General features: G+C 62.3%; 21 protein-coding genes and 1 riboswitch. Of the genes, 11 read left to right on the forward strand and 10 right to left on the reverse strand.

The window, feature by feature from the left end; all coding sequences use genetic code 11:
- Positions 1–80 precede the first annotated feature (80 nt).
- The 6 genes from glyQ (at position 81) to gloA (ending at position 5,692) form a co-directional block, all read left to right on the forward strand.
- Entirely contained in the window at positions 81–977 is an 897-nt protein-coding gene (glyQ, locus tag VF285_RS09045; protein WP_346952286.1) for a glycine--tRNA ligase subunit alpha, read from the forward strand.
- Positions 974–3,112 (forward strand): glycine--tRNA ligase subunit beta, encoded by a 2,139-nt coding sequence (glyS, locus tag VF285_RS09050; RefSeq protein ID WP_346952287.1) that lies wholly within the window; start codon positions 974–976, stop codon positions 3,110–3,112. The genes glyQ and glyS overlap by 4 nt, the downstream gene beginning before the upstream one ends.
- Complete coding sequence (gene gmhB / locus VF285_RS09055) at positions 3,109–3,663, forward strand: D-glycero-beta-D-manno-heptose 1,7-bisphosphate 7-phosphatase (protein WP_346952288.1); 555 nt, start codon at positions 3,109–3,111, stop codon at positions 3,661–3,663. The genes glyS and gmhB overlap by 4 nt, the downstream gene beginning before the upstream one ends.
- On the forward strand, positions 3,660–4,391 hold the full coding sequence (locus tag VF285_RS09060) for a lysophospholipid acyltransferase family protein (RefSeq protein WP_346952289.1): 732 nt from the start codon (positions 3,660–3,662) through the stop codon (positions 4,389–4,391). Before gmhB ends, VF285_RS09060 begins: the two co-directional genes overlap by 4 nt.
- Entirely contained in the window at positions 4,375–5,211 is an 837-nt protein-coding gene (locus VF285_RS09065; protein WP_346952290.1) for a SprT family zinc-dependent metalloprotease, read from the forward strand. Before VF285_RS09060 ends, VF285_RS09065 begins: the two co-directional genes overlap by 17 nt.
- Before the next feature lie 85 nt (positions 5,212–5,296).
- Positions 5,297–5,692, forward strand: coding sequence for a lactoylglutathione lyase (gene gloA, locus VF285_RS09070; RefSeq protein ID WP_346952291.1), 396 nt, complete (start codon positions 5,297–5,299; stop codon positions 5,690–5,692).
- Positions 5,693–5,729: 37 nt separating this feature from the next.
- Here gloA and rsmA read toward each other — a convergent pair whose 3' ends face one another.
- From rsmA to VF285_RS09085, 3 genes are read right to left on the reverse strand one after another with little or no spacing between them, the layout of a single operon-like run.
- A complete protein-coding gene (rsmA, locus tag VF285_RS09075; protein WP_346952292.1) occupies positions 5,730–6,542 on the reverse strand; it encodes a 16S rRNA (adenine(1518)-N(6)/adenine(1519)-N(6))-dimethyltransferase RsmA in 813 nt (270 codons plus the stop codon).
- Positions 6,543–6,546: 4 nt separating this feature from the next.
- Complete coding sequence (locus VF285_RS09080) at positions 6,547–8,103, reverse strand: peptidylprolyl isomerase (protein ID WP_346952293.1); 1,557 nt, start codon at positions 8,101–8,103, stop codon at positions 6,547–6,549.
- Positions 8,100–10,472 (reverse strand): LPS-assembly protein LptD, encoded by a 2,373-nt coding sequence (locus VF285_RS09085; protein WP_346952294.1) that lies wholly within the window; start codon positions 10,470–10,472, stop codon positions 8,100–8,102. The genes VF285_RS09080 and VF285_RS09085 overlap by 4 nt, the downstream gene beginning before the upstream one ends.
- 180 nt (positions 10,473–10,652) lie before the next feature.
- Between VF285_RS09085 and VF285_RS09090 the strand changes: the two genes are divergently transcribed.
- The 3 genes from VF285_RS09090 (at position 10,653) to VF285_RS09100 (ending at position 13,240) form a co-directional block, all read left to right on the forward strand.
- A complete protein-coding gene (locus tag VF285_RS09090; RefSeq protein WP_346952295.1) occupies positions 10,653–11,696 on the forward strand; it encodes an aminoglycoside phosphotransferase family protein in 1,044 nt (347 codons plus the stop codon).
- Positions 11,696–12,400: an N-acetylmuramate alpha-1-phosphate uridylyltransferase MurU gene (murU, locus tag VF285_RS09095; protein WP_346952296.1), complete on the forward strand. Its 705-nt coding sequence runs from the start codon at positions 11,696–11,698 to the stop codon at positions 12,398–12,400. Before VF285_RS09090 ends, murU begins: the two co-directional genes overlap by 1 nt.
- A 120-nt stretch (positions 12,401–12,520) precedes the next feature.
- Positions 12,521–13,240 carry a hypothetical protein gene (locus VF285_RS09100; protein WP_346952297.1) on the forward strand — a complete coding sequence of 240 codons (720 nt, stop codon included), beginning with the start codon at positions 12,521–12,523 and terminating at the stop codon, positions 13,238–13,240.
- 12 nt (positions 13,241–13,252) lie between these two features.
- Here VF285_RS09100 and VF285_RS09105 read toward each other — a convergent pair whose 3' ends face one another.
- From VF285_RS09105 to VF285_RS09115, 3 genes are read right to left on the reverse strand one after another with little or no spacing between them, the layout of a single operon-like run.
- Positions 13,253–14,038 (reverse strand): MetQ/NlpA family ABC transporter substrate-binding protein, encoded by a 786-nt coding sequence (locus VF285_RS09105; protein WP_346952298.1) that lies wholly within the window; start codon positions 14,036–14,038, stop codon positions 13,253–13,255.
- Between the two features lie 18 nt (positions 14,039–14,056).
- The gene (locus tag VF285_RS09110; RefSeq protein WP_414648109.1) at positions 14,057–14,710 is read right to left on the reverse strand and encodes a methionine ABC transporter permease; all 654 of its coding nucleotides are present in this window, start codon (positions 14,708–14,710) and stop codon (positions 14,057–14,059) included.
- Positions 14,707–15,720 carry a methionine ABC transporter ATP-binding protein gene (locus VF285_RS09115; RefSeq protein WP_346952299.1) on the reverse strand — a complete coding sequence of 338 codons (1,014 nt, stop codon included), beginning with the start codon at positions 15,718–15,720 and terminating at the stop codon, positions 14,707–14,709. Before VF285_RS09115 ends, VF285_RS09110 begins: the two co-directional genes overlap by 4 nt.
- A gap of 220 nt (positions 15,721–15,940) precedes the next feature.
- Here VF285_RS09115 and VF285_RS09120 point away from each other — a divergent pair, with 220 nt between their 5' ends.
- On the forward strand, positions 15,941–17,188 hold the full coding sequence (locus VF285_RS09120; protein ID WP_346952300.1) for an MFS transporter: 1,248 nt from the start codon (positions 15,941–15,943) through the stop codon (positions 17,186–17,188).
- Here VF285_RS09120 and VF285_RS09125 read toward each other — a convergent pair.
- Positions 17,108–17,752, reverse strand: coding sequence for a protein-methionine-sulfoxide reductase heme-binding subunit MsrQ (locus VF285_RS09125; RefSeq protein ID WP_346952301.1), 645 nt, complete (start codon positions 17,750–17,752; stop codon positions 17,108–17,110). The two genes, VF285_RS09120 and VF285_RS09125, sit on opposite strands and share 81 nt — an antisense overlap.
- A 78-nt stretch (positions 17,753–17,830) precedes the next feature.
- Positions 17,831–18,019: riboswitch (yybP-ykoY riboswitch) on the forward strand.
- 12 nt (positions 18,020–18,031) lie between these two features.
- On the opposite strand from VF285_RS09125, the gene VF285_RS09130 reads away from it, so the two are divergent.
- On the forward strand, positions 18,032–19,030 hold the full coding sequence (locus tag VF285_RS09130) for a sodium:calcium antiporter (RefSeq protein ID WP_346952302.1): 999 nt from the start codon (positions 18,032–18,034) through the stop codon (positions 19,028–19,030).
- Here the strand turns inward: VF285_RS09130 and VF285_RS09135 are convergent.
- Genes VF285_RS09135 through VF285_RS09145 form a run of 3 tightly spaced genes read right to left on the reverse strand, consistent with a single transcriptional unit; the run spans position 18,991 to position 24,526 of the window.
- Positions 18,991–22,110 (reverse strand): efflux RND transporter permease subunit, encoded by a 3,120-nt coding sequence (locus tag VF285_RS09135; RefSeq protein ID WP_346952303.1) that lies wholly within the window; start codon positions 22,108–22,110, stop codon positions 18,991–18,993. The two genes, VF285_RS09130 and VF285_RS09135, sit on opposite strands and share 40 nt — an antisense overlap.
- Positions 22,110–23,168: an efflux RND transporter periplasmic adaptor subunit gene (locus VF285_RS09140; protein ID WP_346952304.1), complete on the reverse strand. Its 1,059-nt coding sequence runs from the start codon at positions 23,166–23,168 to the stop codon at positions 22,110–22,112. Before VF285_RS09140 ends, VF285_RS09135 begins: the two co-directional genes overlap by 1 nt.
- Entirely contained in the window at positions 23,165–24,526 is a 1,362-nt protein-coding gene (locus tag VF285_RS09145; RefSeq protein WP_346952305.1) for a TolC family protein, read from the reverse strand. The genes VF285_RS09140 and VF285_RS09145 overlap by 4 nt, the downstream gene beginning before the upstream one ends.
- Between the last annotated feature and the right edge of the window lie 40 nt (positions 24,527–24,566).

Here is a 24,566-nt window from a genome sequence, read left to right on the forward strand (position 1 = left end):
GTGGATAAAATGGGCGCTTTGGGTGCGCAAGAACTGCGGTCCCATCGAACGCTATCCTCGCGGGCCATCCCCGCCTCGTCATGCTCACATTTCAACAACTGATTTTGTCGCTCCAGCAATACTGGGACCAGCAGGGCTGCACCCTGCTGCAGCCCTACGACATGGAGGTCGGTGCCGGTACGTCGCACACCGCCACGTTCCTTCGGGCCATAGGCCCGGAGCCCTGGCGCGCCGCGTATGTGCAGCCCTCACGCCGCCCCAAAGACGGTCGCTATGGCGAAAACCCAAACCGCCTGCAGCATTATTACCAGTTCCAGGTGGTGCTCAAGCCGGCACCACTGAACATTCTGGATCTGTATCTGGGCTCATTGCGCGCGCTGGGCATAGACCCCCAGCAGCACGACATCCGCTTCGTCGAGGACGACTGGGAAAACCCCACGCTGGGCGCGTGGGGCCTGGGCTGGGAGGTTTGGCTCAACGGCATGGAAGTCACGCAATTCACGTATTTTCAGCAGGTGGGGGGGCTGGATTGCAACCCGACCATGGGTGAGATCACCTATGGCCTGGAGCGCCTCGCCATGTACCTGCAGGGCGTGGAATCGGTCTACGACCTGGTCTGGACGCAGGCCCCCGACGGACACCGCGTGTACTACCGGGATGTCTTCCACCAGAATGAAGTGGAACAGTCCACCTACAACTTCGAGCACGCCAACACGACCATGTTGTTTGCCCACTTCAACGACTATGAGGCCGAAGCCAAACGTCTGATCGAAGTCCCGCTCGCGTTGCCTGCCTACGAGGCCACCCTCAAGGCCGCCCACACGTTCAACTTGCTGGACGCCCGCAGCGCCATCAGCGTGACTGAACGCGCAACCTACATCGGCCGCATCCGCACACTGTCGCGCGCCGTCGCACAGGCCTACTTCGAGTCGCGTGAGCGGCTGGGCTTCCCCATGCTGAACCGGGAGGCCGCATGACTACTGAAATCCGTCCCTTGATCGTCGAGCTCGTCACCGAAGAGCTCCCGCCCAAAGCACTCAAGGCCTTGGGTGACGCCTTCGCACAAGGGGTGTGCGCCACGCTGCGCTCCCAACATCTGCTTGCCGACAATGCGCAGTGGCAAGCCTACGCCACCCCGCGCCGCCTCGCAGTCGCCATCGACGGCATCCTGGGTCAGGCCCCCGACCAAGCCTACGCCGAAAAGCTGATGCCCGTCCACGTAGGTCTGGACGCGCAAGGCGCCGCCACGCCGGCCCTGCTGAAGAAGCTCAAGGCACGCGGGCTGGAGCAGCTGCCGGTCAGCGCACTCACTCGGCGCAACGACGGCAAGCAGGAAGTTCTCTACGCAGAAGGCACCGCAGCAGGTGCCACGCTGGCCGACGGCCTGCAACAGGCGCTGGATCACGCCGTCACGCACCTGCCCATCCCCAAGGTCATGCAATACCAGCTGGCCGACGGGCACACCAGCGTGAAATTCGTGCGCCCCGCGCATCATCTGCTGGCCCTCTGGGGCCCAGACGTAGTGCCCGTGCACGCGCTCGGGCTGCGGGCAGGACGCACCACGCTGGGCCACCGCTTCATGAGCACCGGCGCCCTGACGGTGGCCCAGGCCGATCAGTGGCAAGAACGCCTGCAGGCGGGCCATGTCGTGGCCTCGTTTGATGAGCGCCGGGCTCGCATCGCGCAGCAGCTGGCCGACGCCTCGGCCGGCGTGGGCGCCACCATTGGTTCCGGGATGGAAGTCGACGCCTTGCTCGATGAAGTCACCGCACTGGTGGAATACCCCACGGTCTACGTAGGCGCCTTCGAGCAGGCGTTCCTGGAAGTGCCCCCCGAGTGCCTCATCCTGACGATGCGGCTGAACCAGAAATACTTCCCGCTCTTCGACCCCACGACGGCTCGGCTCACGCACCGCTTCCTGATCGTGAGCAACATGCGGCCGCAAGACCCCAGCAACATCATCCATGGCAACCAGCGCGTCGTGCGCCCGCGTCTGGCGGATGCTCAATTCTTCTACCGCACCGACCTGAAGACGTCCCTGGAAAGTCGCGTGGCGGCGCTGGAGCACAGCGTCTACCACAACAAGCTGGGCTCGCAGCTGGCGCGCACACAGCGGGTGCAGGCGCTGGCACGCTGGCTGGCTCCGTTGCTCGGAGGCAATGCCGATCACGCCGGACGAGCCGCCTGGCTGGCGCATGCCGATCTGGGAACCCAGATGGTAGGCGAGTTCCCTGAACTGCAAGGCATCATGGGCGCGTACTACGCTGCGCACGACGGCGAACCTGCGCCCGTCGTGCAGGCTTTGCGCGACCAGTACCGTATCCGGCTGGATGCAGCCGTCACCACCGACACACTGACTGCTGCGGTCCTGTTCATGGCCGAACGCGCTGAAACCCTGGTGGGCATATGGGGCATAGGCTCCGCCCCCACGGGCGAGCGCGACCCCTATGGACTCAGACGTGCGGCGCTGGGGCTCATCAGTGCCTATGAACAGCTCACAGCAGGCGGAATCCTCCAGGCCAGCCACGACACCCCTGCCCGGCTGGCCGCCCTGTTGGCCCGTGCGGCCGAGGGCTTCACGGCAGGTGTTCTGGCGGATGGCACAGTGGCGGCCGTGCTGGAATTCGTCTACGAGCGATATCGCAACCAGCTCGCCGCCACTGGTGATGACCGCACCGCCATCGACGCCGTCCTGGCGCTGCACCCACCTCTGCATCAGGTCGGTGCCAGAGTCCAGGCCTGCATCGCTTTCGCCGCGCTTCCCGAAGCTGAAGCGCTGGCTGCTGCCAACAAGCGTGTAAGCAATCTGCTGAAAAAGGTAGAAGCCACTCTGCCGGCATTCGACCCGGGGCTTCTGGCAGAACCCGCCGAGCGGGCGCTCGCCGACACCCTGGCGCAGCTGGCACCTCGGGCGGAAGCGGCCTTCCAGGCCGGCGACTTCACCAGCAATCTGACCATCCTGGCGCAAGCCCGCACGGCCGTCGACCAATTCTTCACCGACGTCATGGTCATGGCAGAAGACGCACGCATCCGTGCCAACCGCCTGGCACTGTTGCAATCACTGCACAGTCTGATGAACCAGGTGGCGGATCTGTCGAGGCTCGCCCGGTGAAGCTCATCATCCTGGACCGCGATGGGGTCATCAACGAAGACAGTGATGACTTCATCAAGACGCCCGACGAGTGGCACCCGATCCCGGGCAGCCCCGAAGCCATCGGGCGCCTGACCCAGGCTGGCTGGACCGTGGTGATTGCCAGCAACCAGTCGGGCATCGCCCGAGGGCTCCTCACCATGGAAGCCCTGGAAAACATCCACGCCCGCATGCGCAGCGTCATTGCGCAGGCGGGGGGGCGCATCGACGCCATCTTCTTCTGCCCGCATGGCCCGGACGAACACTGTTCGTGCCGCAAGCCCAACCCCGGCATGCTGCACGACATTGCCCGGCGCCTCGACGTTCACCTGCAGGACGTGCCAGTGGTCGGTGACAGCCTGCGTGACCTGCAGGCCGCCGCTGCGTGCCACTGCACACCCTGGCTGGTCCTGACCGGAAAAGGCCGCAAGACGTGGGAGACCTCAGGCACCAGCGGCGAGCTGCCTGCCGGCACGGAAGTCCGCGATAATCTCGCCGACGTCGCCGACGCGCTGCTCAAGGCCGCGCCATGACCTTCGTCCGCTCGCTGGCCTACATGATCTTCCTGATCGTGACCGTCATCCCTTATGCCCTGTGCTGCGTCTTGTGGGCGCCTCTTCCGCTGTCATGGCGCTATCGGCTCACGCTGGGATGGCCACGCATGGCGCTCTGGGCCGCTACCTGGATTCTCGGCATCCGCTACCGGGAGCAAGGCATGGAGCACTTGCCGGACGGGCCCGTGATCATCCTCTCGAAGCACCAATCTGCCTGGGAAACCTTGTACTTTGCAGTCAAGATGCCGCGCGACGTCGTGTTTGTCTATAAAAAGGAACTGCACCACGTGCCCTTCTTTGGCTGGAGCCTGGCGCTGCTCAGCATGATCCCCATCGACCGCACCAAGGGGCGCGAATCCTTCGATCAGGTCGTGCGCATCGGCAGCCAGCGACTGGCCGAGGGTCGCTGGCCCGTCCTGTTCCCGGAAGGCACCCGCACGGCACCAGGGGAAGCAGGGCGCTACAAGCAGGGCGGCGCCCTGCTCGCCTGCCGCACGGGAGTGCCTGTCGTGCCCGTCGCACACAACGCGGGAGAGCGCTGGCCCCGCAATGCTTTCATCAAGACGCCCGGGCTTGTGACGGTGTCCTTCGGCGAGGCCATCAACCCAGAGGGGTACAGCCCCGCCACACTGAACCGCGCCGTACGCAACTGGATCGAGGCGGAGATGCGTGTACTCAACCCAGAACGCTATGAAGAAGGCCATTGACTCGCACAAGCAGGCTACGCAGTCGGGGCAGCTCAACCTCTTTACCAACCCGACGGCGGCTCCCGCCAACCTCCCCAAAGACTGCAGCTGGCACACCGTGACTCTGGCCGGCCAGCCTCTGGGCTATGCATTGCGTCGCTCCCGGCGCAAATCGGTGGGCCTGGTCGTGCGCGATTCGGGTCTGCTCATCCAGGCGCCTACCTGGGCAACCCAGCAACAGATCGACGAAGTCATTGTCCAAAAGGCGCGCTGGATCCACGAGAAGCTGCGCAAGCGTGACCAACGGCTGGAGCAGATCACGCAACAGGCCTCGCAATGGCGCGACGGGGGTCATATCCCCTATCTGGGGAAACGCATACATCTGCAGCTCGATGGAAGCCGCTCGGCGCGCTATGAAGGCAATCTGCTGGCCCCGACCGAAGACGATCATCTGTACCTGCCCCTGCCCCTCGACGCGGACGCAGAACGCATCCGGGAACGCGCCCAAGCCTGGCTGCAGACGCGCGCGCGCAAGGTCTTCGAAGACAGGCTGAAGCATTACCTCGAATTGTCAGGCGAGGTCATGAACGGATGGAGCCTCTCGTCGGCACAGGGACGCTGGGGGTCGTGCACCAGCAGCCGCCACATCCGCCTGAACTGGCGCCTGATTCATTTTTCGATACCGCTCATCGACTATGTGGTGGCGCATGAAGTGGCTCATTTGCGCCACATGAACCACAGCGCCGCCTTCTGGCGCGAAGTGGATCACCTCTACCCCAATTCGGGACGCGCGCGCGACATCCTGGCGCAACACACCCCCCAGACCCAGCCACTGTTCTGAAGCACCGACTGTGTGTGCCGGCAGGCGCACGCCGCACGCGGCATTTGCGTATGATGAAGGCTGGCATCCATAGAGAGGCTTCACCATGCGCCTATTACACACCATGCTGCGGGTCGGCAACCTGGATCGATCGCTCATGTTCTACACCGAAATCCTGGGCATGCATCTGCTGCGCCGCAAGGACTACGCCGAAGGGCGTTTCACCCTGGCCTTCGTGGGCTATCAGGACGAAGCCGAGGGTGCCGTGCTGGAACTGACGCACAATTGGGACACCAGCACTTACGACATCGGCAACGGGTACGGCCATATCGCCATCGAGGTTGAAGACGCCTACGACACTTGTGCCACGATCAAGGCACGCGGGGGCCTCGTGGTCCGTGAAGCAGGACCCATGAAGCATGGCACTACGGTCATCGCATTCGTCGAAGATCCAGATGGCTATAAGGTGGAACTCATCCAACGCAATTCGCGTCAAGACTGACCGCCCGGATCCGTCGATCGCAGCCAGCCAGGTGCGCTCAGACGGACCTGGCTGCGAGGTTCGTCACCCCCGCGGTCGCCAGCGCATCGGCCATATCCAAAAACTGCCCCACCGAAAGCTCCTGGGGACGCGCCGTAGGAGCGACCCCCAGCGCATCCCAGTCCAGCCATCGCACCCAGGACGCCAGACTGCCTCGAATCATCTTGCGGCGCTGCTCGAACACCTTGGCAACCAAGGCCTCGAAGACAGACGGATCACGGGGCAACCTGAGTCGATCAGACGGCAGCGGCCGCATCCGGACCACGGCAGACATCACCTTGGGAGGGGGATCGAAGGCCTGTGGCGGCACGTCGAACAGATGGCTCATGCGATAGCGTACCTGCAGCATGACCGACAGACGCCCATAATTGCCGTCGCCAGGCTGTGCCACCATGCGGTCGATGACTTCGCGCTGCAGCATGAAATGCTGATCGCGGATCTGATCCGACCAGTGCATCAGATGAAACAGCAAGGGCGTGGAAATGTTGTAGGGCAGATTGCCCACCACCCGCAGCGGCTGATGGCCTGCCCCCAGAGCACCAAAATCCACTTTCAAGGCATCTGCCTCGACGATCTCGAGCCGCTCGAGTGGCCACTGGTTGCGCAGGCGCGCAGCCAGATCCCGATCCAGTTCGACCGCCACCAGACGGTCCAACCGCTGCAACAGCGGCTGGGTCAGCGCTGACAACCCGGGCCCGATCTCGACCATGCGATCGGAGGCCTGAGGATCGATAGCATGGATGATGGCATCCACGACTGAAAGATCGCTCAGGAAATGCTGCCCAAAGCGTTTACGCGCCTGATGCGTCATACGCTTACTGCCCAGGCTTCTTGTCGAGGCGGTTGTCGATATAGGCCTGCGCACGCAGCTGATCCAGCCAGTCCTCGTAGGCCGGGCCGATGCGGCGATCCATCAGGATGCGACGCGCCTGGACGCGACGGTACTCTTGCTCCATGTTCTTGGTGCGACGCCCCTCGACCTGAATCAGGTGCCAGCCGAATGGCGTCTTCACGGGCTCGCTGACCTGGCCGTCCTTGAGCTTGTTCATGGCCTGCTCGAATGCCGGTACCGTATCACCCGGATTCAACCACCCGAGGTCGCCACCCAGGGGCGCCGTCGAATCTTGGGAATAGCGCTTGGCAAGCTCCGCAAAGGACTCCCCATGCTCGATGCGCTGGCGCAGATTTTCGAGAATTTGCTTGGCCTTGGCATCGTCCACGACCTTGGTCACCTTGATGAGGATGTGGCGGGCATGCGTCTGCGTCACCATCATGGGGCCATTGGCAGGAATCTGCGGCGCAGCCGGCTGCTCGGCAGGCTGAGGTTGAGGCTCTGGCTTGGGCTGAGGACGCGCTTTGGCTTTGGGGGCTGGCCGCGTCTGATACCCGCGACGCACGACCTTCAAAATGTGAAAGCCACGCCCACTTTGCAAAATTCCCGTGATGCCGCCCGGCGGGATATTCTTGACGGCCCTGGCAAAAAGGTCGGGCCAATCCTTGAGCGGCCGGATTCCCATGTCGCCACCCTGCAATGCCTGAGGGCCATCCGACGAAGACGCAGCCAAACCCGCAAAATTGCCACCCGCCTTGAGTTTGCGCAAAATGGCCTCTGCCTTTTTGCGTTTTTCAGCAACGACCTCGGTGGAGGAGAAGTTCGGGACTTCGACGAGGATCTGGGACAGTTCAAAAAGTTCAGGCCCGAATGGCACCCGTTCAGGTTGCTGCGGACGCGGAGGCTCGGGCTTGGGCTCCGGCTGTGGTGCCGGGGCCGCAGGGACAGGCAGCGGCTCACCCTTGTACATGTTCAGAAACGAATCTACATCACTGTCGGTGATGCTGATCTTGTCTTCGACGAAATGCTGCCGCACGAAATCATCCAGAATCTGCGTGCGCAACTCGTTGCGATACTGATCCCAGTTCAGCCCGCTGCGCTGGACCGCAACCTTCAGCTGATCGACCGTGAACCGATTGCGCCGAGCGACATCCTGAATCGCACGATCGAGCTGGGCATCCGATACATGGATATTTGCCTTCTGGGCTGCCTGGTCCTGCAAGGCCTGATTGATCATCTGCTGCAACACCTGGTGGCGCAAGGTGGCCTCGTCGGGGACCGGCACCCGTTGCTGCTGCAACTGCACGCGAACCTGCCCGACTTTCTCTTCCAGCTGGCCCAACGTGATGACCTGCTGGTTCACCACGGCGGCAATGCCATCCACGAACTGCTGGGAGGCGGCCGGTTTGACTGCCTGATGGCGCGCAGACGCCTGAGCGTGCGACGTGCGGGCGACCGCCTGGCCTGGAGCCCAGGCACAGATCCCCATCATGAGAGCCAGCGCCAGCGCACCAGCGGGATGACGCAATCCGGACATCATTCATACCTCTCGAAAACAGTTTTTTCAGGCGTAGGGGGAGTCACAGGTTGATAGCCGATGACACGGTCTGCAAGCAAAGACATAGGATCGTTACCCAGAGACCCCAACCCCGTCAACTCTAATTGCAGGAAGAAGGCCGTATTGGTTTGCGTAGCGGCCACAGCGTAGCGTTGCATCACCGCCCGTGCGGCCCAGCCGCCGTCGCCTCGGTATTCAAGGCCCACGATGGTCTGCGTGTTGCGCTTGTCGGCCAGAGAATAGTCGTAGCGGCCCACGCCATACCAGCGGCGCGACAATGGCCATTGTCCGCTCAGGCTGACCTGCTCTGTAGGCTGCGACGTCGCCCCCGACGCCAGGATCGCGTACGGGTCGGTATACACATTGGGATCACGCTCGTAACGATAGGACAGCGACACCGTCGCCAGTCGTTTGGGGGTCCAGCGGACGCCGGTGCTCAAACGCTGCTTCTGCTGGGTACGGTAGTCGAACTGACCATCGAAATTGACCGAGAACTTATCGGTCAGGGCTGCATTGGCACCCACCAGATAGTCGGATTTGGAACCCTGCCTGACCGTCTGGCTGGGCAATGACACCTGCTCATTGGTGAAATAAAACCGCTGCGCCAACGACAAGGACAGGCGCTCGAACCCCGTATCGGCGTCCAGCCAGCGTGTCGTCAGCCCTGCCGTGAGCTGGTTGGCGTTGGCGATGCGATCCCAGCCCCCGCTGAACAGATTTTCGTCGAATGCCTGCAGGTAATTGAACGTGGCCACCCCTGTGTCATACACCGGCAGCGTGGACTGATCACGGTAAGGCACATACAGGTAATACAGGCGGGGTTCCAGCGTCTGAGTTGCTGCATGCCCAAAGAGCGTCGTGTCACGCTCCAGCGTCAGGCCGCTGTCTACCGACGCAATCGGCAGCACGCGCGACTGACCACTGGGTCGGTCGGAATACGGAATGCCATTGACGTCGTTGCCTAGGTCGGTGAACCACTGTGTCTCGTAGTGGGTCATGTGCAGCCCAATCTTGGGCGTGAAATACGCACTCGGCGTAACGAACGGACGCGCAATCGTGGTGTAGGACGTTGCCCGCGTGCCATTGGGCATCAGCCGCAAGCCTGCGTAGGCCGGGAAGGCATCGCCAAAGTACCGAGGCGCCATGAAACGGGTGATGGTATTGGTGGACACGACATCGAGCCCGTTCCAGCCGTAACGCTGCGCGACGAAGCTCAGCTCCGGCAGCTTGTCGTAGGGCGGGGCCAGGAACGTGCCCGTGCTGTCTTGCAAGGTCTGATAGTGATAGAACTGCAGCGAACCGCTCAGGTACTGGTTGCCGTTCCAGGTCAGCAAAGCCTGGCTGGGCATGTAGGTAATGGCGGCATCCGTCAGGCCGAACGACGAGAAATCCCGGAAGTAATTGTCGTCAGACACCTTGCGGGCATCGAGGTACAGGTTCAGGTTGTGCCCCAGGGACTGGGTGTGCTGCCCCGAAAACATCCAGCGATCGGTTCCGGTCTGCCGATCATGCATGATGTACGTGCCAAAGAGCTCGGTATGCGAATCGTCACCCAGATGGCGAAACTCGGTTCCCATGAGCAGGCCGCGCTTGCTCAGGACGCGCGGCATCAGCGTAGCATCGTAGTTCGGCGCCAGGTTCAGGTAATACGGCGTCGTGATTTCGAACCCGCCGTTGCTCGACGTCCCATACGTAGGCAGCAGAAACCCGGATTTGCGCTGGTTACTGATGGGAAACGTCAGGTAAGGCGAATACAGGATAGGCACGCCCTTGAAGTACAACACCCCGTTGTGCGCGACGCCCTCGTTCTCGTCCAGATATAGATCGGCGCGGGAAGCATCGATGTACCAGGCCGGGTTGGGGCCGGACCAGCCGCTGTACTGAACGTCTTCCAGGCGCAGATGCTGACGACTGAGAATGTCGGCCTTCTTGGCTTTGCCGTTGCCTCCGACCCCACCCAACCAGAAGCTCGGGTCTTCGACCAGGCCCTGGCTGCGATTGACGTTGTAGCGCAGGTGCGGGCCCCGCACGATGTTGCCGGCTCTCATGACCAGCCCATCGCCGCGCACATCGGCGTCGCCCGTGCTCTGGTCGTATTCGATGCGGTCGCCCTTGACGACGGAATCCAGCCGGCGAACCTCGGCGTGACCTTGAAGGATGACGCGTCCGTCTGCATCACGGGATATGTCGTCGCCAATCAGGAAGGATGGCAGCGTGTCTTCCTGCTTGACCGGATGCAGGCCCAGGCTGTCGACCATGCGCAAGCCGTTGACCTCGACCGGCGGCTCAGCCGCCAGCGTCGTTGCCGACAGGCACAGACTCGTCACAATGAGGCGGCTGATCCCACGCACGAAGGGCGGCTCTCCTATGGTTGATGTGAAGCGCCCAACCCTGATCCTCTCGTGAATTCGAGCACAGACCCGCCCAGGCGCCGCAGCTGGCCCCGTATCCACGATGACCAGCGACCCAGTATTATAGAGAAGCCGGGCGTCCACTGCCCGGCGCCCACTCGTGTCCGACTGTACCATTCCATGACGTCATCCCCCCAAGATCCTCGCTTCGCCGCGCTGCACCGCTGGCTGGAACAACTCCACGCGCCTGCCCACCTGAATCCCGCTACGCTGGTGCCGGTCTCGGGCGATGCGAGCTTCCGGCGCTATTTCCGCATTCAGGCGGCGGACGGTCCCTACATCGTCATGGACGCCCCTCCGCCCCACGAAGATTGCCGGCCTTTCATGCGGATCGCCGAGCGCCTGCACCGGGGAGGGCTGCACGTGCCCATCATCCACGCCCACGACCTGGCCCAGGGGTTCCTGCTGCTGTCAGACCTGGGCACTTTGAACTTCTTTGATGCAATCCCACAGCTGACGGGTAACCCCGACGCGCTGCAAAAACACTATCGGGGAGCCCTCCGTGCGCTGGTGAAACTGCAGCAGTGCTCATCGGCCGATCTGCCGGTCTATGACGAAGCGCGTCTGCAGGAAGAACTCACTGTCTTCCCACATTGGTACCTCCAGGTGCACCATGGGCTTACCCTGGAGGCTGACACACAGGCTCAGCTGGCCGAAGTCTTCACCCTTCTGGTGCATCAGGCCAGTGCGCAGCCCAGGATTCTTGTGCATCGCGACTACCACTCGCCCAACCTGATGCTGGGGGCCGGTGAACCCGACTATTCACCAGGCATCATCGATTTTCAGGATGCCTTGCACGGACCCATCACGTACGACATTGTGTCGCTGGTCATGGATGCCCGAACCACCTGGGACGAGCCGCAGCAACTGGACTGGGCCATCCGGTACTGGGAATACGCGCGCGCGGCCGGCCTGCCCGTCGCGTCCGACTTTGCCGAGTTTCACATGCAGTACGAGTGGATGGGGCTGCAGCGCAATTTGCGCATTCTGGGGGTGTTTGCACGCCTGTCGCACCGCGACGGCAAGCATCATTATCTGGAGCACCTCCCCAGAGTGCAGCGCTACGTGCGCCAGGTCGCCGAGCGCTACCGAGTCTTTCACCCGGTGATTCGCTTACTCGACCGTGTCGAACAGACGCCCGTCACGCACGGGTTCTCGTTCTGATGCGGGCCATGATTCTGGCCGCTGGGCGCGGTGAGCGCATGCGACCGCTGACTGACACCTGCCCAAAACCACTGCTGAAAGTCGCCGGCAAGCCACTGATTGTCTGGCATATTCTGCGGCTTGCACAGGCAGGCTTTCACGATATCGTGATCAACCACGCATGGCTGGGCGAGCAGATTCTGGACACGCTCGGCCACGGCGAAGCGCTAGGCGTCCGGCTGCACTACAGTGCAGAATCCCCGGCACTGGAGACAGCGGGAGGCATTGCCCACGCACTCCACTTCTTCGAGGGGCACGCGTTTCTGGTCGTCAATAGCGACATCTGGTGCGACTGGGACCCCGGCACCGCCATCGTTGCCGAAAAGGGGATGTCCGAGACGCACCAGGCCCACCTGGTGCTGGTCGACAACCCGGTGCACCATCCGGCAGGCGACTTCGTCTTGCAACCCGATTGCCAGGTCGCCCTGCCAGTGTCAGGCCAAAGCACGCTGACCTACGCGGGCATCGGCGTCTTTCACCCCAGCCTCTTCGCGGCGCTTTCACTGTCCAGGCCCGCCCCACTCGCGCCGTTGCTGCGCGCCGCCATGGAGCGCCACGCGGTGACGGGCGAACGCCATGCCGGTGCGTGGACAGACGTGGGAACCCCCCAACGCCTGGCTGAACTGGATTGCGCCCTCAGGGCCCGCCCCACGCGCGACTGCTAAACTGCATCACAAATGGAAACCATGTGTTGATGAGCTATCAACAAGGCCCGCAATACGTTTATCCTTGAGAATTTCGACCGCGCGCGGCCGCTGCCTCAGCCGTTCAGGAACTCGTTCACTATGCCCTTTGGCCCCAAACATCCCACCTTCAGACCCACCCCTTACGGTTACTCTCGCCGCACCCGTGGCATTCCGCGCTGGCTCTTGCTGCTGATCACTGGCGTCGTGCTGGGAGCAGGCGGGGTGCTGTTTCTGCAGCGCAGCTACGGGCCGCAGCGCCTGACCATCGAGCAGTCAGAGCAGCTGCGTACCGATCTGAACACGTCTACCATGGACAACCAGCGCCTGAGCGCCGAGTCCAAAAAATTGCACGAAACGCTGGCACAGGCAGAAAAGGACCAAAAAGACGCGCAGCAGCAAATGGAGCAGGCGCGCAAGCACGCAGCCGACATGCAAGCAGGAGTCGCCAGCCTGATCGAGGCCATCCCCAACGATCCCCGCGGGGGGACCCCCGGAATCCGGGCGGGTGATGCGATCCTGAGTGCAGACGGCCTGCAATATCAGATTCTGCTGATCCAGGAGATTCCCACGGGCCAAACCGAGGCCCCGAACCTGCAGGGGACAATCAAACTGATTGCAGCCGGTTCATACCCCAACGGCAACCGGGGTTACCAGGACGTCACCACTCAGCCCCTGGATATGGGCCGCTACACCGTGGTCAAGGGGGACTGGACCGACATCCCCAAGGGCTTCCGCCCGTACCAGATCACCGTGCAGGTGATGGCCGATGGGTCGAACAAGGTCGTGTCCACCCGGACGTTCCGGGTGACACGACACTGACGTCTGATCTGATCAGAACGCCGGGACGATGGCACCCTTGTACTTGGTCAGGATGAACTGACGGACCCGCTCGCTTTGCAGGGCTTTCACGAGTTTCTGAATGCCCGGGTCGTTGACCTTGTCCTGGCGCGTGACGACAAGGTTCGCATAGGGCGAATTCTTGTCTTCAATGAACAGCGCATCCTTGATCGGGTTCAAGCCTGCTTCCAGCGCGTAGTTGGTGTTGATGAGCGCAAGATCCACGTCCGGGAGCACACGCGGCAGCGTAGCCGCTTCGAGCTCACGAAACTTCAGGTGCTTGGGGTTGTAGACCACGTCGCGCGCAGTCGCAAGGATATTGCTCGGGTCTTTCAGCTTGATCAAGCCCTGCTTCTGGAGCAACAGCAAGGCCCGTGCCCCATTTGAAGGATCATTGGGGATCGCCACTTGGGCGCCGTCCTTCAGATCCTTGATGTTCTTGATCTTCTGCGAGTAGGCGCCAAAAGGCTCTACGTGCACCGCGCCTACCGAAACCAGGTGCGTGCCGTGATCTTTGTTGAACGAATCCAGATACGGCTTGTGCTGGAAGAAGTTGGCATCGATGTGCCCGCCGTCGACCTGCAGATTGGGCTGCACGTAATCGGTGAAGACCTTGATGTCCAGGTCCACCCCTTCTTTGGCCAACTCTGGCTTGACGAATTCTAGAAGCTCGGCGTGAGGCACCGGAGTCGCCGCAATCGTCAACTTCTCAGCGTGAGACGGTGCCGCAAACACCAGCGGCAGAGCCAGCGCCAGAACCGGCACAAATTTCTTGAACATGTAAAAACCTCCTGAAGATTATCGTCTATTGAGTTTGGCCACCCAGCGGTCGCCAACGATCTGAAACACTTGCACCATGATGACAAGGATCACCACGGTCACAGCCATGACGTCGCCCTGATAGCGCTGATAGCCGTACCGCACGGCCAAGTCACCCAGCCCGCCGCCGCCAATCACGCCAGACATGGCCGAATAGCCCACGAGCGCGATACAGGTGACCACGACGGCCGACAAAATGCCGGTCGTGGCCTCTGGAAGCAACGCCCACAGCACCGTCTGACGGGACGTGGCGCCCATGGCACGACAGGCCTCGCTCACGCCGGGGTCGAGCTCACGCAGCACGTTTTCAACCAGCCGCGCAAAAAACGGGGCCGCGCTGGCCACCAGCGGCGGGATCGACCCCTGTACCCCCAGCGCGGTGCCCACCAGCACTCGCGACAGCGGAATCATCACAATAAGCAGAATCAAAAACGGCACCGAACGCAGTACGTTGACCACGAAGGCCACGCCTTGATAGAGGCTGCGGTTTTCAATCACCTGCCCAGGACTTGTCAGAAACAGCAGGACACCCACGGGCAAGCCGATGATCACCGTAAACAACAACGAAAACCCCGTCATCAACAAGGTATCGATGGTGGCTTCGAGAATCATGCCCCAATCGAGATTCATCATGACCGCAATACCTCACAATGCACACCTGCTTGCTCCAGCACGGGGGCCAGTGCCTGGAGATGTTCGTCGGACCCTTCAATGGCCACGATCAGCTGACCATAAGGCGTGTCCTTGATCCGGCCCACCGACCCTTGCAGGATGCTGAGGTCGAGCGACAGATCACGGCTCAGGCGGCTGAGCAAGGGCCGCCCGGTGGCTTCGCCCCGGAAACTGAGCTTGACCAGGCGTCCCGAGACACCTTCGGCCAGCGTGCGCCACCCCTCGCCACCATCCAGGCCGCTTTCGGACAACAAGGCCCGCGTGGCGTCATGCCCTGGGTGCAGGAACACGTCGAGTACCGGCCCGGTCTCGACAATATGCCCGCGCTCGATGACAGCCACACGGTCGCAGACAGCCCGAATCACATCCATGCTGTGCGTGATGAGCACGATGGTCAGGCCCAGGCGCAGATTGATGTCCTGCAGCAGCCGCAGAATGGATTGTGTGGTTTCAGGGTCCAACGCCGACGTCGCCTCGTCGCACAGCAGGATGCGCGGCCGGCTGGCCAGCGCCCGTGCAATGCCCACCCGCTGCTGCTGCCCGCCCGAGAGCTGGCCCGGGTACTTATGGGCGTGGTCGGCCAAGCCCACGAGGTCGAGCACCTCGCGCGCTCGAGCCAGACGCTCTGCGCGCGGCATCCCCGAGAGACGCAGCGGAAAGCAGACGTTGTCGAGCACAGTGCGCGAACGCAACAGGTTGAAGTGCTGAAAGATCATGCCGACCGTACGGCGGTACTCGCGCAACTGGGCGTCGGTATAAGCGGTGATGTCTTCACCGTCGACGCGTACGCGGCCTTCGGAGGGCCGCTCCAGCAGGTTCAGCAAGCGGATCAGCGTGCTCTTGCCTGCGCCCGAACGGCCAATGATGCCGAAGACCTCGCCTTCGTGGATGCTGAGTGACACATCAGCCAGCGCGTGCACGGCACGCCCCGCCGACTGATACGTCTTACGGATGTTCTCGAGATCGATCAAGATACAGAGTCACTTTGAAAATGAGCGCGCTCTCGGATCAACGAGACGCGAGACGTGAATTTACCATGCAGGTTTCATAGAAAGAACGAATAACTTATTACTTAAGGAAATAACAGGCCCGAAATTCCAGGAATTTCGAAAAGATCGGGCACCCACCGCACGTGCCTGGAACTACTATGAAGGCCTCATACGAAAAGAGGATCTCGCGGTGGCCTCGGCCATGATTCCCGCGTCCGGCGCCACAAGCATGGGCTCGCGCTGGATGCTGCCAACCCTTTGCAGTGCTGCATTCCTGGTATTCGCGCAGACCTTCATGGTCGCGCCGCTCATCCCCCGCCTATCCACGTTATTGGGAGCCTCCACCGATGCGGTCGGGTTGGCGATCCCTGCCTACGTCATCCCGCAAGCGCTCTCCATCCTGTTCGTCGGCCCCTTCTCTGACCGCATGGGGCGCAAGATCGTCATCCTGGGCTCGCTCAGCCTTTTCTGCGCACTGACACTTGCCACCGCAACAGCGACTGACGTGACCTCTTTCATCCGCTGGCGCCTGGCCACAGGGGTGGTGGCCGCAGGCATCGTGCCCATCAGCCTGACGCTGATCGGGGACGTGATTCCTTACCAGGACAGGGGCCGCGCGGTAGGGTGGCTCTTTGGCGCGATTGCAGGCGGTACGGCAGCAGGTGCCGCTGCAGGCGCGCTTCTCGAGCCCCTGCTCGGTTGGCAAGGCCTGTTTCTCTGTGTGGGCGCGCTCTGCCTGCTCGTCCTGCTTACCGCAATCTCGGCGTCGGTCATCCCTCATTCGGCTCGCCACAATGCTCCGGCTCCATGGTCGGCCACACTGAAGGGCTACCGCGCGCTGCTGACCCAGCTGCGCGCGCTGCGTACCTACGGCTATGTGCTGCTCAACGCCATCTTGCAGTCGGGGGTCTTCACCTGGTTGGGAGTTTATCTCCACGCCAGATTCGGGCTCGACGAAGCACACATCGGGCTCGCACTTCTGGGGTACGGGATCCCGGGCCTGATATTCGGCCCTCTCATCGGAAAACTTGCCGATCGATGTGGGCGTGCGCGCATCATCCCGCTTGGCGTGGCTCTGACGGGGCTCTGCACGCTATCGCTGATTCCGTCCCTGCCTCTGGTGCTCGTGCAAGTCGCCATCATCTTCCTGTCTCTGGGTTTCGATCTGACTCAACCGCTGCTGGCGGGTATCGCGACCAGTCTCAAGGGGGCTGCCAAAGGCCAGGCCGTGGCCCTGATGGCATTTTCTCTCTTCAGTGGATTTGGCCTTGGCAGCCTGCTCTTTCAGGCCGCATTGAAACTTGGCTTTGCAAGCGCCCTGTCCACCTTCGGTGTGATCGCACTGATCGCTGCAATCGTGGCATGGTCGCTATTCCGCTCGGAAGTGCCGGTTCCCGGACTGTCGCCCGTACCGAGCCCACAACCACCACACGACGCGGATGCCCAGTAGCACGGCGAGTATCCAAGCGTAAAGATGCGGCTCGAAAAAATCATTTTTGCCTGCACGCATCCAGTCGAAATGCCATACGGACAGGACTGCGGCTGGATACACCAGCCAATGCAAACGCGTCCACCACCGGCCCAACCGGCGCATCCAGCCATGAGTGGACGTCAAGGCCAATGGCACCAGGCACAGGACGGCCAGCGCACCGATGCCAATGAAATCGCGCTGCCAGAGATCGTGCCACATTGACGACCAGACCCCGCCCCGGTCCCACAGCCCCCAGGCAATCACGTGCAATACCGTGTAGAAGAATGCGTAGAGTCCCAAGGCGCGGCGGCAACGCACCCATTTCGACCACCCCGTCAGGCGTCTGAGCGGAGTCACCGACAGTGCCGCCCATAGCATCACCAGCGCCCAAGTTCCCGATGATCGCGTCAGAAACTCGGGCGGGTTGGCGGTCAGGTCGCCCTGGTAGCCCAGAACGAACCACCACACGACAGGGAAAACGCCGCACAGATGGGCACACACCGTCAGGTAGAAGGTGCTTCGGTCACGGGGGAATCGCATCATCAGGAACTCTTGCGCACACTCAGGACATCATAGGATGCGCGCTCGCGTGACGCCACCGCCAAATGCTGTTATAAAGTCACCCCTGTCATTGGGGAGTAGCCGTTCCCGGCGTTGCCGGGAAGCCCGCGTCAACACACTTGGAGCACTGACTTCATGGCGCGGGCAGCCGCCGCGAAAGCAGCGCCAGCCTGGCGAGACCTTTGGCCGCGATGCGCATGCCTGCCGGGCGAGCCGCGTCGTCGGGCCATTGGTTGTCGCTCATCCGGCTGGAGTGTCTCCGTGCTGCTTGCCATCACCCTCTTCCTTCTTTCCGCTCTGGCGATCTACCTTGCCAGTGAGTACTTCGTCAATGGCATCGAATGGCTGGGCCGGCGCCTGAATCTGGGCGCAACGGCCGTGGGCTCTGTGCTGGCGGCCTTCGGAACCGCACTGCCCGAAAGCGCGGTCACGTTCATCGCCGTCGTATTCGGCGACACCCCTGCCATGAAAAACGTCGGCGTGGGGGCCGCCATGGGGGGCCCGCTGGTGCTCTCGACATTGGCCTACTCCATTGTGGGCCTGGCGCTGATGATCAACCACAAGCACCTCAAACGGCCCACCTACGCACTACAGGCCGACTGCGCCCGCTTGAGCCGCGACCAAGCCGCCTTCCTGTGGATCTTCGTCTTCAAGGTCGCACTGGGTCTGGTGGTCTTTGCCTTCAAGCCTTGGCTGGGCATCCTGTTCCTGCTGGCCTACGCGGTCTACGTGTTTTCGGAAATCCGTGACGCCCACACGGCTCTGGAAGAAGAAATTCTGGAACCGCTCAAACTGCGCCCGCATACGGCAGAGCCGTCCCTGGCCTGGGCGGCGCTGCAATCCGTAGGCGCCATGCTGGTGGTGGCTTTCGCTTCTCACATCTTCGTCAACCAGCTCCAGGTCATCGGCCACGGCCTGGGTTGGTCAGCACAGCTGGTAGCGCTCATCCTCAGCCCCATCGCCACGGAGCTACCCGAGGTCATGAATGCCCTCATCTGGGTGCGTCAGGGTAAAGAGCGCCTGGCGCTGGCCAACATCTCGGGCTCCATGATGATTCAGGCCACCATCCCAAGCGCCCTGGGCATCTTCTTCACCCCCTGGCTGTTCGACCCCGCACTGATCCTCTCAGGCGCCGTCACCCTGATGGCGATCATCTTCATGTGGTTCCTGTTCCGACGCGGCGCGGTGAAAGCCCAAACTCTGATCACGGCCAGTGCGTTCTACGCCGTATTCGCGCTAGGGGCATTCTGGCTGGGATGACCCCAGGCTGAGTCATCCGTCTGCGCCTTCCCACCACGTACCGTCAGCCCAATCAGGACCGGCATGACGAGCAACACCAGAGGCAGTTGCACCACGGCGCCTGCAATGATGGCGATCGCCAGCGGCTGCAGCATCTGGTCGCCGGAGCCACTGACAGCGGCCGCCAACGGAATGAGGGCAAGCACCATGGCCAACGTACTCATGAGGATGGGCCGAAGGCGGTTGAGGGCCGCCGTCTTCAAGGCTTCGCGCGGCGGCAACGACCCCCGCAAGTTCTGGTATTCGGACACCAGAAAGATCGCCATTTCCGTCGCAATGCCAATGATCATGACCATCCCCATCATGGCGGTGATGTTCAGTTCCACCCCCGTGGCCCACAGCCCCACGAAAACCGCTCCTGTAGATACCAGCGAAGTCGCCATGATGATGAGCGGAATCGCAAAGCTGCGATACAGAAACATGAGCAGCACGATTTCAGCGATCACGGCCGCAGCAAAGACTTTCACCATGCCTCTGGCAGCCATCTGCTGCTGCTTGTAGGCTCCGCCCAGCACGTAATGCACCCCGGCAGGAAGCAGGTTCGGCACAGCCAACATCCGCCTGACCGAAGCAATGGTCGAGCCCAGATCGCGGGCCGCTGTCGTCTGCGCAGTCACCGCAACGATTTGCCGCAGGTTGTCTCGCGTCAGTTGCGGCTCGCCCGAGACGAACCGGACCGTGGCCACGGCGCGCAGCGGAAAGATCGCCCCTGATGGACCTGCAATGGGCAGGTCACCCAACTGATCCCGGTAGATCGAGCCCAGTGGTGCCTGCAAACGCAGGCGCACGCCAACGTCCTGGTGCGCGCCCAGATAGCGCGTGGCCACGACGCCCTTCAAATACTGAGAAACCTGAGCCTCGACAGCGGCCGGCGTCATGCCTTTCATGGCAGCCGCCGGCGCATCCACATGGATCTCGAGCGCATCGCCAGCGGGCGTCACACCACTGTCCACCGACGCGGACTCGACCCCGGGCACCGCCGCGAGCGCCTGTGCGACCTTCTGGGCAACGCTGCCCAGGACGCTCGGGTCATCGCCACCCAACTGAATCACCACCGGCTGGCGCCGTCCTACCATGTCGCCAATCATGTCGCTCATCAACTGGTGCGTGTCGAAATTGACTCCGGGAACTTTCTGGGTGATCTGGTTGGACACATCATCCATGACCTTCCAGATGTCCGGCCGACGCGCGGGGTTCACCAAGCGCACAAAGAAGTCGCCCTGATAGGTTTCGGCCAGATCACCGCCCAAGCCCGCCCCGGTACGTCGTGAGTACGTGGCCACATAAGCGTTCGACTTGAGGATGGCCTCTACCTGCTTCAGCTCTCGATTGGTTTCCCGCAAGGAGGTGCTGGGCGCGGTCTGATAGTCGATCACGAAGCCGCCTTCGTCCATTCGCGGCAGAAAGCCCGTGCCGACCTGAAGATATCCGACATACCCGACGCCGCAGAGCATCACCAATACAATGGCCACCAGCCACGGTGCCCGAAAGAAGCGGTCAAGGAGACGGCCATGCAGGCGCCGCGTCCGGCTCTCCCTTCCATGGCCAGGATCTGTCCATTGGCTGAAGTCGACCAAGCTGCGTGCAAGCAGGGGCACCGTGAAGGTCGTGAGCAAAAATGAGATGATCAGGGCCGACGCCATAGTCAGTGACAGGTATTTGAAGAACGACCCGGTAACGCCCGACAGGAACGCCAGGGGAATGAAGATCACGACTGTCGCCAGCGACGAACCCACGAGCGGCGAGAGAAATTCACGCGCGGCCTTGAGTACCCCGGTGCGTGAATCCACGACATCCGGGCTGCCCACCCGTCTGGCAATCTGCTCGATCATGACGATCACATCGTCGATGAGCAGGCCGATCGCCGCTGCAATACCGCCCAGCGTCATGATGTTGAGCGTCATGCCCAGAAGCCACAAAACCAGGATGCTGCACAGCACGGCCATAGGCACCACCAGCATGGCCACGGCCGTGACGCGCCAATTGCGCAGGAACCAGAAGAGCACGCCAGCAGCAAATAGAAGGCCAATCCCGATAGCCTCTTCCAGCGCCGAGATTGAAGAGCGCACCAACTGCGTCTGGTCGTACCACTTGTCCAAACGGATGGAGGCAGGTTGCGTCTTCATGAAGGCAGACAGCTTCTGCTGTACCGTCTTGGCCAGTGCCAGCGAGTCAGCCCGATCCTGCTGGAACACATCGAAGGTCACGGCAGGTCGACCGTTGTTGTTCACCAGCAACCAGCCGGGCGTGGTCCCCATTTTTACAGTGGCGATCTGCGACAACGTGAGCACTCCGCCCTGGCGCGTCCGAATGGGCGTATCCGCCACCGCCTGTACAGAGGTATAGGCGCTGTTGCCCAGGGTGAGGTAGAGCAGGCCATTGTCCTGCACGTGACCCACCGACTGAAGCGCGTTGGCCGCCGACAGCGCGCCGGCCACGTCAGGCAACGTCAGCCCATAGTGCTGCAGCATCTGCGGCGCCACGGACACCTGAACCTCAGGAGTCTCGCCGCCCAGCACACCCACGCGCCGCACGCCGGGAATTCCGGTAAGCAGAGGCAGAATCTGTCGCTGCGCGATCTCGCGCAAGCGAGATGCCGGCACTTTGTCAGAGGTCAAGGCATACGACACGAATGGCATGATGGCATTCGGACTCATCTGGATGGCATCGTAGGTGGTCCCGGACGGCAGGTCCGGGACCCGTTGCGAAAACGCGGAATCAACGGCCATCAGCGCACGGTTCATGTCCGACCCCCACGGAAAATTCACGAAGATCTGCGCCGAACCGCGTGACGTTCGAGACGTGACCCCTACGGCTCCGGGCACGGATCGTGCGGCTGCTTCCAGCGGCTGTGTCACGTCGGCCAGCATCTGCCGGGCCGGCATGCTGCCGGCACTCACCTCGATGCGAATCCGGGGGAAATTCGTCAACGGAAACAGGCCAATCGGCAGGTTGAGTGCCGCGTAGATTCCCGCCACAGAAAGGACGAACGATACGAAGAGCACCGGCAGGCGGTGACGATGCAGCCAACGCACGAACATTATTTCCCACTCCCTGCCGATGCATCTGCAAGACGGATCTGCATGCCGTCTTCGAGCTGATAATTGCCGGCAAGAATCAAAGGCTGATCGGCCTTCAGACCACTGCCATGGATGGCATCCTGATTCCCGTGACTGCCCGCCACCTGTACCGGTACCTTGCGAGCCGTCCTGCCGTCGGCCTGCACGACGTAGGGCTGGCCTTGGTTGTTGACCAGAATGGCATCATGGGGAACCACGAACCCATGAACCTGCCCCACCGTGATGGCCGCGCTGGCAGCCTCGCCCGGAAACAAGTGATCCAGCGGCAGGGAGACTTCTACTGACACCAGACCGGTCGCGGGATCAATCAAAGCCCCCCGGCGCGACACAACACCTGCGAGCGTCTCACGCCCAGCAAGAGCCGTCACGGCAGCTGCATCCCCCGGCTTGATGAGCCGGGCGTCCAGTGGAGTCACACCCACGCGTAGCGTCAGACGCCCCGGGTCCGCCAAGTCCATCAAAGAATTCCCCGCAGAAACCAACGCTCCGGGAGTGACTGCCACCTTCGAGACGATGGAGCGAAACGGAGCACGCAGGATCTGTGGACCACTCGCCCCTTGTGCCGTCAGCGCCGCCAGTGCAACCCGCGCATCTTCACGAGTCTTCACCGCAAGCGCCAGTTGCTGTGCCGTCGCCAGATGCTGAGTGAGCAACTGGCGAGTGCGAGCAAGCTGCCGCTCCGCATCCCGCAAGGCTGTCCGTGCCCGAGCATAGTTGGCACCCGTCTGAGCGCCTGGCACCAACTGCAGGAGTGGCGCACCAGCGGTCACTTCATCGCCTTCGCGCACGTAGACCTGGCCCACCACCTCAGAGGACCGTGCAGACAGGGTCTGGGTAGCAGACGGCAGGGACACGACGGTTCCGTAGGCTGTGACCGTACGTGCCAGACCCCCTTGCCTCAAGGGCGTGGTGGTCACGAGGACACTGGGCTTGGCACTGATGGCCTCGGTGGCCAGCGCAAGGCCGGACCACGCCGCCAGCAACGCGACGGCAATCAAAGAGGAGCATTTTTTCATCATGATTTTTCCAAAGAATCCAATGGAGCGATTCGAACCTGCGGCAGGCCCAATCCAAGCTCCAACTGCAAACCAATACGGGCCTCATCGAGCCCACGATTGAAATCGATCACCGCCAAACGGGCTGCCAGCGCGGTGGATGCATAGTCGGCAAAAGCTCGCTCGTCGAGATTGCCGGCTTCGAACGCTGCGCGAGCCGCTTCTTCGCGGGTCTGAGCAGAGGACGCATCCTTCAAGGCCGCCGTCAGATGCGTACGCAAATACCGGCTACGACTCTGCAACGCGAGCACCGTGGAGGCCAGGGCGTCCAAGCGTGCCTGGTATCGTTCATGGAGCAAAAGTCGCGTGGCGCGTGCCTGAGCGACCGCACCCTGTCCGTGGTTGAAGATGGGCAGATCAAAGGTCACCGTGGGGCCGGCGGAACGCACTTGCGATGTATCCGATCCCCACGCCCCCCCCAGAGCAAAGGCAGGAAACTGCCCGAGAATGGCCGCCCGCACACTTTCATCCGCAGACTGGTAGCCCAATTGCAGAGCCAGCAGATCCGGGCGGCGGTGAGGGGCGCTGACCACCATGGCTTGCAGGGGCCCCGGCGGTGTTGGCACCCGGGGGCGCGCAATCGCAAAACGGGCCTCAGGCGTCAGACCCAGCAGGCCGTCCAGCTCGGCCCAGTCCCGAGCCTGCTGCAATTCAAGTGCAGAAACTGCCTGCTCCAGGGACGAGTGGGCAGACAGAAGCGGCGTGAGATCGGATAGGCTCGCATCGCCGCGCGCGACGGCAGCCTGCATCCGTGCCGTCGCCTGTGTGACCTGCGTTCGGCGGGACTCGTTGGCCGAAAGCGCCAGCCCGTTCCAATACAGTCCCACGGACAGCAGCCGAGCCTTCTGCGCCACCTGCCATTCCTTCCAGAGCAGATCCGCATCGACTTGCGCCACATGGTCCTGCGCAGCCGCCTTCCGGCTGCGATAGGTGACCAACGAGGCAATGTCCTGAGCCAATGACGCGGTATAGGCAGCGGCTGTTGCCGGCCCGCTGAGGACTGCGGCATAACCCAGACTCACCGAAGGGTTCGGCAACAAGGCGCTTTGCAAGGCTGTGGCTTGTGCCAGATCAAGTTCGCCCCGTTCGGAGCGCAGCTCCGGGGCATTGAGAACAGCCAGCAACCCCACCTGGGAAGGCAACAGCGGTCGACTCACGTCAATGGCCACTGAGGTTCCCGCCTCTTTGGATGGCAAGACGTGCCGCACCTCCGTGATTCGCACCGCCAGCTTTGCCTGCTGAGGCAAGGGTAGCGGTTGGTACGTGGCACACCCCGCCAACAGCAGTGCGCAGGCGCCGGCACTCAATAAAGCCCTTCTCATCTAGTTCCACCTCGATCATCGTCGACGACGAATGCGAGGC

It is taken from the genome of Castellaniella sp. (genome assembly GCF_036379515.1).
Classification (GTDB): Bacteria; Pseudomonadota; Gammaproteobacteria; order Burkholderiales; family Burkholderiaceae_B; genus Castellaniella.

Excerpts from the sequence above, each read along its gene's own strand:
- VF285_RS09105 (WP_346952298.1), bottom strand. The coding sequence starts at position 14,038 with ATGTTCAAGAAATTTGTGCCGGTTCTGGCGCTGGCTCTGCCGCTGGTG.
- VF285_RS09065 (WP_346952290.1), top strand. The coding sequence starts at position 4,375 with ATGAAGAAGGCCATTGACTCGCACAAGCAGGCTACGCAGTCGGGGCAG.
- VF285_RS09080 (WP_346952293.1), bottom strand. The coding sequence starts at position 8,103 with ATGATGTCCGGATTGCGTCATCCCGCTGGTGCGCTGGCGCTGGCTCTC.
- VF285_RS09125 (WP_346952301.1), bottom strand. The coding sequence starts at position 17,752 with ATGATGCGATTCCCCCGTGACCGAAGCACCTTCTACCTGACGGTGTGT.
- VF285_RS09090 (WP_346952295.1), top strand. The coding sequence starts at position 10,653 with ATGACGTCATCCCCCCAAGATCCTCGCTTCGCCGCGCTGCACCGCTGG.
- glyQ (WP_346952286.1), top strand. The coding sequence starts at position 81 with ATGCTCACATTTCAACAACTGATTTTGTCGCTCCAGCAATACTGGGAC.
- glyS (WP_346952287.1), top strand. The coding sequence starts at position 974 with ATGACTACTGAAATCCGTCCCTTGATCGTCGAGCTCGTCACCGAAGAG.
- rsmA (WP_346952292.1), bottom strand. The coding sequence starts at position 6,542 with ATGACGCATCAGGCGCGTAAACGCTTTGGGCAGCATTTCCTGAGCGAT.
- murU (WP_346952296.1), top strand. The coding sequence starts at position 11,696 with ATGCGGGCCATGATTCTGGCCGCTGGGCGCGGTGAGCGCATGCGACCG.
- VF285_RS09110 (WP_414648109.1), bottom strand. The coding sequence starts at position 14,710 with ATGATGAATCTCGATTGGGGCATGATTCTCGAAGCCACCATCGATACC.
- VF285_RS09120 (WP_346952300.1), top strand. The coding sequence starts at position 15,941 with ATGATTCCCGCGTCCGGCGCCACAAGCATGGGCTCGCGCTGGATGCTG.
- VF285_RS09140 (WP_346952304.1), bottom strand. The coding sequence starts at position 23,168 with ATGATGAAAAAATGCTCCTCTTTGATTGCCGTCGCGTTGCTGGCGGCG.
- gloA (WP_346952291.1), top strand. The coding sequence starts at position 5,297 with ATGCGCCTATTACACACCATGCTGCGGGTCGGCAACCTGGATCGATCG.
- VF285_RS09135 (WP_346952303.1), bottom strand. The coding sequence starts at position 22,110 with ATGTTCGTGCGTTGGCTGCATCGTCACCGCCTGCCGGTGCTCTTCGTA.
- VF285_RS09100 (WP_346952297.1), top strand. The coding sequence starts at position 12,521 with ATGCCCTTTGGCCCCAAACATCCCACCTTCAGACCCACCCCTTACGGT.
- VF285_RS09060 (WP_346952289.1), top strand. The coding sequence starts at position 3,660 with ATGACCTTCGTCCGCTCGCTGGCCTACATGATCTTCCTGATCGTGACC.
- VF285_RS09145 (WP_346952305.1), bottom strand. The coding sequence starts at position 24,526 with ATGAGAAGGGCTTTATTGAGTGCCGGCGCCTGCGCACTGCTGTTGGCG.